This window comes from Alteromonas sp. RW2A1, assembly GCF_001886475.1.
GTDB classification, from domain to species: Bacteria; Pseudomonadota; Gammaproteobacteria; order Enterobacterales; family Alteromonadaceae; genus Alteromonas; species Alteromonas hispanica.
Genome location: NZ_CP018031.1, coordinates 2,944,384 through 2,957,298, shown reverse-complemented (window position 1 = coordinate 2,957,298; position 12,915 = coordinate 2,944,384). Strand labels below are relative to the sequence as shown.

The window sequence follows — 12,915 nt, the reverse complement described above, 5'->3', positions numbered from 1 at the left end:
GTCAGTTTTCCATCGTCTCAAAATAAATTGAAGAGTAGTGCGAGATCATAGTGTCAGCGGAGAACTTCTCGCAAAAAATATTATAGCCGTTTTCACCCATCGCTTTTAGTTTTACAGGTGAAGAGCTCAGTGATTCAATTGCATGTGAGAAAGAAGAGCAGCATCCGTTAGGCGTCACCAACCCATTCTGTTGGTCTATTATAATTTCAGGGTTGCCGCCTGCATCTGTAACAATACACGGTTTAGAGAGTGACATTGCCTCCAGCAGCGTCATCGATGTTCCCTCACTAAGCGAGGAAAGCAGAAAAACATCCATTAAATCTATAAATTGTGAAGGGTCTTTAATATAACCGGTAAATCGAACGTTGTTAGAAATGCCTTCTTCTTTAACTATTGTCTCAAGAGTAGGCCGTAACTCACCATCACCTACAAGTAAAAGTATCAGGTTGTTTCTTTCACGTAGCGCCTTTGAAAACGCTTTTATCATCATTTCCTGGTTTTTAATTGGATCAAAGCGCGCAACAGTGCCAAGAACGATACAGTCGTCTGGTAGTTTCAAGCGCTCTTTCAAGGCGTTCTTCGCCTCATTATCCCTGTCCAAAGGCTTAATCCCGTTGTAAATCACCTTTACATCGTTTTTTGGAATAGCTTCAAATTCTTCAAGTGCACCTTTCGTTGCTTCTGAAATTGCCGTAACAGCTGACGTAAACTTATTTAGAACAGGATTTACTAGCTTCCGTTTCCAGCTAGAGGAATCTGGGTAAAACCTGCCATGCTCGGTGAATATGACCTTAGTTTTTGTAAAAGCCGCGGCTAGAGTGCCGTAAACCCAAGGCGTATACTGATGACAATGCAAAATATCGATATCATTTTCTTTGATATGTTTTCTTATTTTGCTTATTAGCGATTTGTCAAAACCAGGCAGGCGAGCTTCAACCACTATCGGCGTGCAAGATGCTTTTAAGTCTTCGCCCCAAGGGCCCAATGGCGCTTCAATGCAATAAATCGACATTTCGATATTTGCATCAGTATTTCCCTCAATGATGTTTTTAATCACCATTTCAGTACCACCAATGCGCATGTCAAAAGTTACGTGCATGACTTTCATTGCTGCGTAACCTCTTGTGCTACTACATATCTTTCAAACCACATTTGATACATCAACATACTCCACAGCACTGTGCCGTGATCGGCTTTGCGTGTTTGATGCTCGTGCCAAAGTTTGTTTATAACACGGCTCTCGAATACGTCGCTAAGCCCGCGCTGTGAACCAATTATTTGAGATTCAGACAGTGATTTCAATTCACCTCTAAACCACTCATCCAACGGCGTGCTGAAGCCCATTTTCTTTCTATACAACAGTGAATCGGGAATAAAGGGCTTAAAGACCTCTTTGAGTAAGTATTTTTTCTCACCGTCGCGGTATTTCTGCGAAGAGGGCAGGGTAGCGGCAAATTCTGCCACTTGATAGTCAAGAATAGGGGCGCGCACTTCGAGTGAGTTTGCCATGCTCATTCTGTCAACTTTTACTAAAATATCCCCCGTCATATAGGTTTTAATGTCGGTATACAATATTTTACTTAAATGATCTGGGCCATCGGCTTTGTGATAAGTGTCGATGGTATAGTGGCTAGGATGATAGCTTTTTAGCTTTTCAGCTACGACGGGTTTTACCAAGCTATTCCACATTTCATCGGTAATCATGCTATTGGTAATGTAAAAGCCCATCGCGGCGTCGTGGCTTAATGTCGTTAACAGCGATTTTGCTTTTTTGCCTACTGTGCCAGGTACTTTTCCGGCAAGGCTTGCCAGAGCTGGGAATAGGAGTTTGCGCACGCTTTCTGGAAATTTACTGCGCAGCTTATTTTCAATGTTATCAGTGGTATATTTTTCGTATCCTGCAAACATTTCATCGCCACCGTCACCGGCTAGTGCCACGGTTACAGCCTTTCTTGCCAGCTCTGATACAAAATAGGTAGGGACCAGCGATGGATCGGCAAAGGGTTCATCAAAAAAGCTAACAATATGTTCTAGCCGGTCGGCAACATTTTGATGTACCGTATATTCGTGGTGTTCGGTGTTGCATTTTTCTGCTATTTCTCGGGCAAAGTCCGCTTCGTTAAAGTCTTTGTTATCAAATCCGATGGTGCAGGTTTTTACCGGTGTTTCGCTTGCCTCGCTCATCATGGCGACTACGCCTGAGCTGTCTACGCCACCGCTTAAAAAAGCCCCAAGCGGTACGTCGCTTATCATACGCAGTTTGGTTACGTGTTCTAGCAGTGCTTTTAGCTGTTGTTTGTTGGCATCTTCACTGGCTGTGCTGATGTTTTTAAAGCTTAGATCCCAATATTCTTTAATAGTAAAGCCTTCTTTTTTCAGCACCATGTAGTGGGCAGGTGGCAGTTTATGAATATGCTGAAAGATGCTTTTAGGATCTGGCACGTATTGGTAGGCAAAAAAGTCGTAAACGGCGTCTAAGCGAATGTCTCGGGGAATATCTTGTAAGGCTAAAATGGCTTTAATTTCTGAGCCAAAGGCAAAGCGACCGTTGTCAGAAAAATAGTAAAGAGGCTTTTTGCCTAATCGGTCTCGGGCAATGAATAGCTCTTGTTTTGCTTTGTCCCATAGGGCAAATGCAAACATGCCGTTCAGCTTTTGAAGGCATTGAATACCCTCGCGGGCATATAGCTCAAGAATAACTTCAGTATCGGTGTGGCTTTTGAAGGCAACGCCTTGTTGCTCAAGCTCTGCCCGTATTTCTAAGAAATTATATATTTCGCCGTTAAATACAATAACTAAGTTACCGTCGGCAGAGTACATAGGTTGGTTGCCCGCCTCTGAAAGATCCAGAATACTTAAGCGGCGGTGACATAAGCCAATGTGCTCATCTAGGTAGGTACCGCTGGCATCGGGCCCGCGGTGCAAAATAGCGTGATGCATGTCATGCAGCGCCTTTTCACCACCTTCGTTGTAATTAAATAAACTAAAACCTGCAATGCCACACATGTTCTCTTATTCCCTATAAACTGATATGCGGTCTAATTGCCGAACCAACGGCTACGGTAAACGTAAGAGGAAGCTTTTGCCACATATTTTCAGCGATGGGGCGCATTTTACCTGGCGATGTAGCCGCTAGCTGCTCTTTTACTAGAGCACCGTGTTGATCAAACTTCTGCCAATTTAACAACTGTGGCTGTGCTCCCCACTGCTTTTTAAATTTGTAGGTGCCTTCTTCATAGGTAGAGCGGCCGAAGTCGAAGGTTTTAATGCCTGAATCTGCGCAGTGCCCTAATAGCGACCAATATAGCAACATGTTTGGAGCCAGTTTATTGTAATCGCGCAGGGTAGAAGCCCATGGAATAGAGGCACTGGAAGTATTCTTTATTACCAGGCCGCCACCAATGGGTGTGTTGTCTTTATACACCACGCTAAGAATACAGCTCTCTTCGTAAGCATTGACGATTTGCTCAAACCATTTTTTGGCATGCACGGGCGAGCCCAAGTCACGCATGTTCTTGGTGTATACCGTATAAAAGTCGTTAATTAATGGTTGCTTAGTACCCAGCGAAACGGTGAGCCCGTTTTTCTCTGCCTTTCTTATTTGGCTACGAAGCTTAGATTTGAAGCCTGCCATTAATGCTTCACTAGTATTGGGCAGCGGCAAAAGCATACGCACTTTTTGATGGTTAAGCTGGCTTGTATCGACGGGGGCTGCCTGTACCGCGCGCATTTCTAGCGCCTTACTGCCGGTTACAGAAAGCTGCTGAGTTAGAAATTGCTGTAGTTGCATTGCTATATCGTTGCTATCGGCCAACGCATAGCCCACATCGCAGTAAGGTAAACTGCACAGCTTTTTACCTATTAGTGGCGTTTTTATTAATACGCAGGGCAAAACGCCTACGATGTTACCTGTATTTTCTTGCTTGGCTATTACGCCGTATATAGCGTGCTTGTAGGCATGGTTTACGGCCTGCTGCCACGCAAACTTATGATACGCAGTGGCTTGGGGGTGGGCGGCTACGTAGCTATCCCACTCCGCTTTATCTGCAAGCGATACAAGGCTAGTTGAAATAGCGTTAGTACTACTCATGGCTATTTCCTTTGCAGCTCATGGCTGTATTGGCCTTCTGCGCAAGTTTGCACGGCTGCGGGTGCCGCTTTTAAGCGTGTCGCCGCTTCGGTAATGGTGCAAAACGACACATCCGCCTTTTCTTGAAGATGAGAAACAACAGCGCTTATGCGCGTACAAATTGTGCCAAAAGCGTCGTCTATATTTAATAGCCCAGTGGCCCCATCAATTAAGCTAGAGCTATGCAGATACATGTGTATTACCGGGTACTTTTTATCTAAGCAGATATCTACTAGGGTGTTCATGTCTTCGCTATGCGTAAGCTCTGGGCTTAAATAAATTTTTCGTAGCAGTTTTGTATGCCACAGAATACCAACAGGCTTTATGGCTGAAATAATACCGCTAGAAAGCGCAGTATGCACTTTGTCTGCCATTGAGAAATGAGTGGTGTTAAACCCTGCTGTTACCGGCAATTCCATAATGTTTTGCTGTTCACCTGGGGCAAGGGCATTATCAAAACTGGGGTAGTAGGGTGTGCTAGGCGCCCCTTTACAATGAAAAAACGGGTTTTCGTAAAACGGGTATACGCTGCTATCTACGGTAATGCCTCTCGAGGCAAGCAGTTCAAGGGTTTTACCTTTCATACCCCAACGGCCGCTTCTAAAGGAACGTGGCATTACCCCTATTTTTTCATTGATGACGCGGTTTAACTCATCCAGCTTTTGTACAACTTGTTCCTCTGGTAAATTAATCACGTGGCTTTCGGCTTCGGTGGTTTTGCCAAAATAGGGTGGGTTACACCAAGGGTGTAGGTGTGCGCCAACCTCTGCTTTTTTCGTATGCACAAACTCGCGAAGAATACCACTGCCTTGAGCGTCGTTAGCCACAGCATAATCGACAAAATAGGTGGGCCGTATGCCTAACGACTCACAAAAGGCTTGAAATGCAGGAAGCTGTTTTACGTTTTGTACCGAACAATCGTGCTGTGGAAATTCATTGTCCCACTGCCATTCTTCTTCCGTGTCTATGGTTAGTACAAATAAAACGTTGGGCTTACCCATGGCGTTTCTCGTTTAACATAGTTGAAAACAAGGCATAGTATTCGTCGGCCATGCGCTGTGCCGAAAAGTGTTCTTGCACAAATACACGCGCGTTTTGTGCTAGTTGTTGGGCGTAGTCGGTATCGTCTAGCAGGGTTTCCCAGTCTTTTTGTAATTGCTCCGTGTTATGCAAAGGAGTAAGTAAACCGCTTTCTTTGTGGGTAATGAGTTGATCGATGCCCGCAATATCGTAAGCCGACACCGGAATTTCCATGGCGCAGGCTTCCATTAAACAGCGGGGAATGCCTTCAAGGGTGGAGGTCATTACAAACATATCAAAATCGCGAAGCTGTTCTAGCCTGTCATTTCTAAAACCCAAAAATGAGATAGCGTGTTCACTATCAAGGGTATCCGCATACGATTCTAATTTAGGGCGTTCTTCGCCATCACCAAGAAACACCAGCTGAATGTCTTGTCGTTTTTTATACAACGCATCGAAACAGTCGAGTATGGCGGTAATGTTTTTACGGCTTATCATTTGCCCCACAAAACCTATTACCTTTTTACTGTTTTCCGGCTTTGGTTTCTTGGTTATTCTTACAGCCTCAACTTCTGATAAGTCTACGCCATTTTGAATATAAGCAAGCTTGTGCTCAGCAACGTTAAATTTTTTCACGTCTGCAAGTAACTGCTTAGAAAGGGGAACCACTTTATCGGCAAAGCGCATGGCTTGGCAGCCAGCCCAAATAAACAGGCGAAGCTTAAAGTCTGCCGCATTTTCAAAACCGTGGGGCGTTACTACACAGGGGATACCGGCTTTTTTAGCGGCCATAACCCCTAAAATATCTGATTTGTAACCGTGGGTGTGAATAATGTCGATATTGTTGTCTTTAATCAGGGTTGCCAGTTTTTTTACCGCGCCTACATCGAAGCGTCCATGCATAGGAACATGGTGGGTTTTACCAATGGTTTTGAATTGCTTAACAAGCTCTAGGTCTTCCGTGCCCGGCTCTAATGTTACTGCCAGCTCGCTAGTCACATTGCTAGGCATGTGTTTAGACAGCGCCAATACCCAGCGCTCTGCGCCGTAAAACCCTGTAGAACATATAAACTGCAATATTTTCATTATTATTTATGCGAGCTGGTGGTTACCGCGCCGCGTACTCCCAATACTGTTCCTATGGCTCTTGCTGGAAAATACACAAGGTAAAAGCGTAGGCAATTAAAAAACGATACCGTATTGCCTACCAGCTTTTTAAGCCTACCTGTATACGCCAGAAGAGGTGCTCCTGCGATTATGCTAAACATAATAGCGAAGTTAGTGTGTGAATACAGCAGGCAAATTAATAAAAATAAAACGCCCAAGGTGACAGCAAAGGGCACAATAAAACTAGGTAGCTCACGAAGGGGAATGGGCCTGCCGCTTGTTGATGCAATATTGGATTGCCCGCGCCATATTTCTTTTTTAAACATGGGGCTAAAGTCTTTATCTTCCCCTAAGTGCACGTAATGGGTTTCGGACGTGTAGTAAAGGCCGCCATATTCACTCACTTGCCCGGTAAAGTAATAGTCTTCACAGGTGAGCAGGTGTTCTGGAAAACCGCCCACCTTTGCAAAGGTATCTTTATGTAAAAAGAGATTTCGCCCGGGTAAAAAGCTAACGGTAGTATCAAGTTCGGCGTTACTTAGCGCTGTTCTAATTCGCTCTAAAGGTGGTGCGTGTTCTGAGTTTACTTGCATAGCCGCAACGAGGGCGAGTGAAGGTGTGTGTTGTAGCGTTTGCAGCATGATGGTGGTGTAGTTTGCCGCTAGGCTTACATCGGCATCGAGGAAGGCTAAGTAGGTGCCAGTAGCCTTCGCTGCCCCTATGTTTCTAGAGTGCGAGATGCTGTTAGCATCGTCGTTATGCATTACTGTGAGCGAGAAATGCTGTCGGTATTCGGCTAAGGTTTGCGATACGTTTTCGTTTTGGCTAACAATAATTACTTCAAATTTTTCAGCGTCTAGCGTTTGCTGTTTTATGCTATCCAGCGTTTGTAGCAGCATAGTCTCGCGGCCTTTATGAGGAATAACAAAGCTGACTACTTTATGTCTTTGAGTGTTACTTGTACTGCTGCTCATAGGGCTGCTTATATCGCTATTCATGATATTAAACGGGTTGTTGTGGCAATCATGGCTTACCCAACCATTGCTGAAGTTTCGGGAATCGTTTAACCGCTTGGCTGCGCTCTCTGCGCAGCGAAAACTTACGAAGCGTGCGTATAACGAAAGTGATTAGGCTTTCTGTATTAGCTGAAAACGGTTTGTCGTCATGTGAACTATGACTTCTTGCGTTATGACCTTTTATATAGCGCCCGCATGAAAGTGCATTCAAAAAATCAGTGGTGGGTGATGCTGCTTGTTCGTAGTCAACAAAATTCATATTTTGCATCATAAGGCATAAAAGGCGGGTGGTTTCGCTTTCTTCTGAGTTTTGCAGTCTTTCAATAATTTGCTGTTGCAGGCTTTGCTTTTTTTGTTCTAATGCCGGTGCAAGTGCTGGCATGTAGGCCTTTGCAAACGCGAATAAGCAAAGTTTACGCAAATCTTGGCCAGTCCAGGTTTCGTTGGGAAACTCTAAAATGTCAGGCTTATCTAAATACGCATACTCATGCTCAAGCATGTAATTAACGTAATGGGTTAATGAATATACCGCATAGGTATAGTCGTAGTCGCTTTGGTTAAGCTGTTCTTTTATTTGAATAAAGCGGCACACAGCTTGGAAAAAGACAGTATAAAACCAGGTGGATTCAACATTGTGTAGCTGGCGCTGAGCAATGTCATCGCTTGGCGATACCGTGTGTTTAATAATATGGGCACACTTTTTAAGGTCGCTTATATCGTCTAATACCGCGTACCTGTCCATTAGGGCCTGTAGATAATTGCCGGTACCCCTATCGAGAGGGTATTGGCCGGTTTTTACGTTTTTTAATCCTTCTGTACCGGCATTTTTGACTAATAGCAGTGCATTTAGTAGCGTGCCATCGCCCTCGTAATAAACCTCTATCCATCCGCAAATTTTCAGTAAGGCCTGTTTAGAGGTAGTACTGCCGGTTAACAGGTAATGATGCAGTAATCCATTGGTGTAACAATGCTGACCACCCGGGCCGCCGCCGCCCGCGTGGTCTTCATATACCCCAGTGGGCTGATTTTTGGAGTAGGTTCTGTGTGTGGCCGTATGGGCAGGCACATAATGATCGGTATGCCAAAACAGCCCGCCAGAATATTCAGGTTTATCTAGTGTGGTGTGATATACATCTATGTTTGCTACATGCTTGGCTAAGTTGTCGGCAAGCTCCTTCCAGCGCTGCTCGCCGGTTACTGCCCACTGATACAGCATGCCGCAGAGGGGGTCGTACTGATTATTATAATGCGACACAAAAAATGGCGTATCAGGTGCCAGTGCTTTTTCATGATCGGCATACAATTCGCCAAAATGCCGCCAGCCGTACTCGTCAATAGCGTCCCGTTTGTGGAAAAATGAATTGTCACCACTTATTCCCTTATCCACCAGTTGCTGAAGCTGTTGAGGCGCATTAAAGGGGGCAAAAGGAAGACAAGAGGAGTGCTGAACCCAGCTTTTGCTAAGTGTCACGTCAAAGGCTGTAAGTGGGCCTGTGGATAACGTTATTCGGCGCGTTAATTGCTCACCTGGTTGTAACTCTTGCGGTTCACTGTTTTTTGCGCCCAGTAAGCTCACGAATGTACTGTCTTTGGTGGCGGTCATTACTGAGGGAAAGTGCTGCCAAAACTCTTTAGCTTCAAGCGTAAGGCAGGCGCTGTCTTCTAATTCAAATGTAGCGAGCGGTTGGCATTGCTCAGTTTCGTACTCCAATTCGCCATTGCAATAAACGTTAACCCCTTTGTGGGCTAAGTTAACTTCGTCTGCCGCGTTAACGTGCACAGGGCTTTGCCAATGGGCTTTTCCACTAGATGCTTGATGAATGACTGTATTATTAAAGGGAGCATTAAGTTGCAGTTCATCGTTTACAACTAACGTGCTCGCTTGTTTGTTTACCGCGAGTGACAGTTCATCAATGTAAATCGATGACGGGTCGCCTAAATCCCATTGCCCATTTGGGTGCAAAGATGCCGCTGGATTCGTTATGGTGATGTCCCTTAGCACGTCACCATCTGCTAAAAAAATTGTGCTTTCAATTTCAACATCCAGCGCTTTGTTTTGTATTTCAAGCTGCCCTTTGTGCTTAATTTTTACTGCTACATTGTGGCAATGGTTTCGTAACACCTCATAACTGAACTCATTAATATGCACAAAGGATAGGGTTTTGTATTTACTATCGCTATGGTGGGTAAACGAGGTTGTAAGTTCGTTATTAAAATTGATAAACCCCGCCCGATTTCGACTTACTGTAACCACCTTGCCGTTTGACAACTGTATTTCTAACTGACTATTCGAATTGATGGGTTTAACTGGGTTAATGTAAGTGGGCTGAGAAGTTGTCGCCAATTTAAGCGAGTATTTTTTCGCTTCATGTGACGATAAAGACGTTATACCCGTGATGTACAGCCACTTAACTGAACCATCGTGCCACAAGTGACGCGTTTCTAAGGAGGCTTGTACGTAGTCGCCATTTTCATCAATCAGTGCAACTGGATCAGATACCGATAGTTTACCTTGAGGGCAGGGGACACCAACACAGAATGAGCCGCGTTGAGTATGCGCACTCGCGTTATATAAACTAAAAACATTATACTGCATTGGGCTACTTATATTTCATCCGTGATGGGTAATGTAATAACTTCGCAATACTTTATATTAGTTGTTATGCAATGCCAATGTGTTTGCCTGCTTATGCAATCGCACAATAGGTTGGAATCGAAACTCTCACTGTTCGTAATTTTGACGAGTTACAGCCTTCAACGTACTATAGCAGCGGGAAATAAAAATTTTGTTAATGGACGCAAAAATGGCGAAGCCGCGCAACATTACTGTCGTATCTCAACGGGTGCCCTATCCGCCGAATAAGGGCGAAAAGCTTCGTACTTATCATCAAGTTGAATTTTTAACGCAACTTGGCTATCAAGTTGAAGTGCTGTGTTTAGGCGAAAGCGAACAGGACCATGCCGATGCTAACGCGCTTGGTGAAAAGCTGAATATTTCAGTCACCGTATTCCCGTTGCCTCACAAAGTTATGCGCTACAGTTGGGCACTGCTTCACCGGCAAGCCATTAGTGTTGGCGCGTTTTATAGCAGCGCGCTTCAAAAGGAAGTAAATGCGCGTTTAAAAAGTGGCTGCGACGCACTGCTACTTAGTGCTTCAAGCCTTGGTTATTATGTGTTTAACGCTGCTAATTATAACGAGAGAACGTGCGCTCTTTTTATGGATATGATGGATGTAGACTCTGATAAGTGGCGTCAATATGCCGTATCTAGCTCGTTTCCCATGCGCGCTGTTTACACCAGAGAAAGCAAAAAGATTAACGCGTTAGAGGCACGGGCGAATGCTGAGTTTGACGACACCTTTTTGATTGCCGATGAGGAAGTGCGTTTATTTGCACAAACGGTTAGTGCCCATAAACCTGTTAGCGTATTAGGAAACGGATTGGATTTTTCAGCTTTTTTTCCTGCTACAACGCCGACAACTAAGGTTAACTTCTTATTTACCGGTGTAATGGATTATAAACCTAATGTGGATGCAGTCATGTGGTTCGTTGAACACTGTTGGCCCACCATAAAGCAGCGTTTGCCAGGTGCTACGTTTACTATAGGTGGCATGAACCCCACCAAAGACATAAAGCAGTTAGCTGAGCGTGATGAGGCTGTCTATGTGACTGGCTTTGTCGACGACATGTTGCCGTACTTTCATAAGGCCACTGCGTTTGTAGCCCCGTTTAGATTGGCCAGAGGCGTGCAGAATAAAGTGTTGCAGGCTGCTGCATGCAAATTACCTGTAATAACCACCAGTATGGGGGCTGAAGGAATTAGCTATGCGAGCGAGAACACTATGTTCATTGCCGACGACGATGGGGCCTTTACTGATGCATGCGTTAGATGTGTAAAAGAAGCCGACACTGCTCAACAAAAAGCAGCGAGTGCCTTCAATGCACTTCATAACACCTATAGCTGGCAACAACAGTTGCAGCCCCTTAAACAGGCGTTGGAAAAAATATGAAGCCATTTATTAAGCGTTGTGTTTTTTTGTTGCTAGCACTGTTAATCAGTCCAGTAACCATTTCCTACCTACTATTGTCGATGGTTTTAAATAAAGATGCCCTGATAGCAAGCTACAGTCAGTGTTTATCACTGTTACCCGGCAAATTGGGCAGTTACTTACGCAGCGGTTTCTACCGCTTCGTATTTACGCAATGCTCGCCAGACGCTGTGATTTCTTTTGGTACGTTGTTTTCGCAGCAAGACACAAGTATTGAGGAGGGCGTTTACATTGGCCCTCAATGCAATATTGGTAAATGCAGTATAGGTAAAAACACACTGCTAGGCAGCGGCGTTCATATTATGAGTGGAAAAGGGCAGCATAACTTTTCAGATCCATCAAAGCCGATCAAAGATCAAGGTGGTATATTTACCAAAGTGGAAATAGGTGAAAACTGCTGGTTGGGAAATGGTGCACTGGTAATGGCTAATGTTGGCAAAGGCAGTGTTGTAGCTGCGGGCGCTGTGGTGGTGGATGATGTGCCCGAAGGCGCTATTGTTGGGGGGAATCCGGCGAGGGTTTTGAGAGACAGTGCCTAATTTTCTTATAAGTGGATAGCACTTTCCCAGTAAGATTATTAAAAATAAACGTTTCTGTGAAGAATGAGACCTCTCTATTTGATAGAGAACTCTTATACCTGCTATTTCCGCCTAAAAAATCGTAAGTTTTAAATCCACGATTAGCGTAATAGTTCATTATTTCGTGATGCATTACATACCCTGCTTTCACCTTATTGTCGTTTCGAAAGTAATTAATGCCAGAGCAGTAAAAAAAAACGGTTTCACTTAGAATTAAGTTAATAGAAAAACCTATGGTTTTGTTACCTGCTACACACTTAATAAGCTCAGCAAAGTGTGGCTTAGTCAAAAGGATACTTTTTTGGTGCTCCATAAATATTGAATTATCAAATCCGCTTCCATTTTCGGTACTTCCCCAGCGCAAACGATGGAGTTCTGCCAACTCTTTAAGTCCCTCCAATATTTCAGTAGGAGTCGAACACTTAAGGATATCAATGTCTCCAAACTCGAGTTTCAATAATTTTTGGCTTCGTTTTATTTGGGTGCGTGAATTCTTACTCATAATTTTACTCGGATATTGAGTAAAAACATCAAGACTTGTTGTAAATCCTTTTGTAATCAGAACGTCAGTGTGGGCTATATACTGCGACTTAGAAAATTGAAGGTAACTATTAGTTTTCATTGACGTTTTAAATCTATGAAACCTCCTTTTTCGTAATTCACTGACGAGTAACTCAAAAAATTCAGTTCTAAATTTTTCTGGGCAAAGCAAGTCGTTGTATTCTATCCAAGCTTGATCTTCAGTTTCAGTACCAGCTTGATTTAGGTAAGCATTATTTATCTTTAAGCCTAGTACTCGTTGTGTATTTGTTCCTATCAATGCAATACCTTTTATGTGATTACCACAATAAAATAATGCTGTTAGTAGGGGACTACTGATATTCCGCAGCCAGCCTTCAATCCAATGAGGAGATAGGAAGGGACTTGAGCAACGTGTATTTAGATACACATCTTCCCATATAGCTAGTTGCTCTTCTAAACGAAGAGATTCTCTCACCACAACAGAATTACTCACC

Annotated in this window: 10 protein-coding genes; 2 read left to right on the top strand and 8 right to left on the bottom strand. The window is 43.9% G+C overall.

All coding sequences use genetic code 11. The features are described from left to right. Position 1: 1 nt before the first annotated feature. From BM528_RS13225 to BM528_RS13195, 7 genes are read right to left on the bottom strand one after another with little or no spacing between them, the layout of a single operon-like run. Complete coding sequence (locus tag BM528_RS13225; RefSeq protein WP_071980212.1) at positions 2-1,108, bottom strand: glycosyltransferase; 1,107 nt, start codon at positions 1,106-1,108, stop codon at positions 2-4. Beyond that, positions 1,105-3,006, bottom strand: a complete 1,902-nt coding sequence (gene asnB, locus BM528_RS13220; protein ID WP_071980211.1) for an asparagine synthase (glutamine-hydrolyzing) — start codon at positions 3,004-3,006, stop codon at positions 1,105-1,107. Before asnB ends, BM528_RS13225 begins: the two co-directional genes overlap by 4 nt. A 13-nt stretch (positions 3,007-3,019) precedes the next feature. Further along, on the bottom strand, positions 3,020-4,090 hold the full coding sequence (locus BM528_RS13215) for a FemAB family XrtA/PEP-CTERM system-associated protein (RefSeq protein ID WP_071980210.1): 1,071 nt from the start codon (positions 4,088-4,090) through the stop codon (positions 3,020-3,022). A 2-nt stretch (positions 4,091-4,092) separates the two neighbouring features. After that, positions 4,093-5,130, bottom strand: coding sequence for a polysaccharide deacetylase family protein (locus BM528_RS13210; protein ID WP_071980209.1), 1,038 nt, complete (start codon positions 5,128-5,130; stop codon positions 4,093-4,095). Next, the gene (locus BM528_RS13205; protein ID WP_071980208.1) at positions 5,123-6,235 is read right to left on the bottom strand and encodes a glycosyltransferase; all 1,113 of its coding nucleotides are present in this window, start codon (positions 6,233-6,235) and stop codon (positions 5,123-5,125) included. The genes BM528_RS13210 and BM528_RS13205 overlap by 8 nt, the downstream gene beginning before the upstream one ends. A 2-nt stretch (positions 6,236-6,237) precedes the next feature. Next, the gene (locus BM528_RS13200; RefSeq protein ID WP_071980207.1) at positions 6,238-7,230 is read right to left on the bottom strand and encodes a glycosyltransferase; all 993 of its coding nucleotides are present in this window, start codon (positions 7,228-7,230) and stop codon (positions 6,238-6,240) included. A 49-nt stretch (positions 7,231-7,279) separates the two neighbouring features. Continuing rightward, positions 7,280-9,868, bottom strand: a complete 2,589-nt coding sequence (locus BM528_RS13195) for a hypothetical protein (protein WP_083595291.1) — start codon at positions 9,866-9,868, stop codon at positions 7,280-7,282. A gap of 208 nt (positions 9,869-10,076) precedes the next feature. On the opposite strand from BM528_RS13195, the gene BM528_RS13190 reads away from it, so the two are divergent. Further along, positions 10,077-11,282: a glycosyltransferase gene (locus tag BM528_RS13190; RefSeq protein WP_071981318.1), complete on the top strand. Its 1,206-nt coding sequence runs from the start codon at positions 10,077-10,079 to the stop codon at positions 11,280-11,282. Beyond that, positions 11,279-11,860 (top strand): acyltransferase, encoded by a 582-nt coding sequence (locus tag BM528_RS13185; RefSeq protein ID WP_071980206.1) that lies wholly within the window; start codon positions 11,279-11,281, stop codon positions 11,858-11,860. The genes BM528_RS13190 and BM528_RS13185 overlap by 4 nt, the downstream gene beginning before the upstream one ends. Here the strand turns inward: BM528_RS13185 and BM528_RS13180 are convergent. Further along, a complete protein-coding gene (locus tag BM528_RS13180) occupies positions 11,814-12,914 on the bottom strand; it encodes a GNAT family N-acetyltransferase (RefSeq protein ID WP_198033560.1) in 1,101 nt (366 codons plus the stop codon). The genes BM528_RS13185 and BM528_RS13180 overlap by 47 nt on opposite strands. Position 12,915: the final 1 nt, after the last annotated feature.

What these genes read in the sequence shown, in the direction of transcription:
- BM528_RS13205 (WP_071980208.1), bottom strand. Translation starts at nt 6,235, where the DNA reads ATGAAAATATTGCAGTTTATATGTTCTACAGGGTTTTACGGCGCAGAG.
- BM528_RS13190 (WP_071981318.1), top strand. Translation starts at nt 10,077, where the DNA reads ATGGCGAAGCCGCGCAACATTACTGTCGTATCTCAACGGGTGCCCTAT.
- BM528_RS13195 (WP_083595291.1), bottom strand. Translation starts at nt 9,868, where the DNA reads ATGCAGTATAATGTTTTTAGTTTATATAACGCGAGTGCGCATACTCAA.
- BM528_RS13210 (WP_071980209.1), bottom strand. Translation starts at nt 5,130, where the DNA reads ATGGGTAAGCCCAACGTTTTATTTGTACTAACCATAGACACGGAAGAA.
- BM528_RS13185 (WP_071980206.1), top strand. Translation starts at nt 11,279, where the DNA reads ATGAAGCCATTTATTAAGCGTTGTGTTTTTTTGTTGCTAGCACTGTTA.
- BM528_RS13200 (WP_071980207.1), bottom strand. Translation starts at nt 7,230, where the DNA reads ATGAGCAGCAGTACAAGTAACACTCAAAGACATAAAGTAGTCAGCTTT.
- BM528_RS13215 (WP_071980210.1), bottom strand. Translation starts at nt 4,090, where the DNA reads ATGAGTAGTACTAACGCTATTTCAACTAGCCTTGTATCGCTTGCAGAT.
- BM528_RS13225 (WP_071980212.1), bottom strand. Translation starts at nt 1,108, where the DNA reads ATGAAAGTCATGCACGTAACTTTTGACATGCGCATTGGTGGTACTGAA.
- asnB (WP_071980211.1), bottom strand. Translation starts at nt 3,006, where the DNA reads ATGTGTGGCATTGCAGGTTTTAGTTTATTTAATTACAACGAAGGTGGT.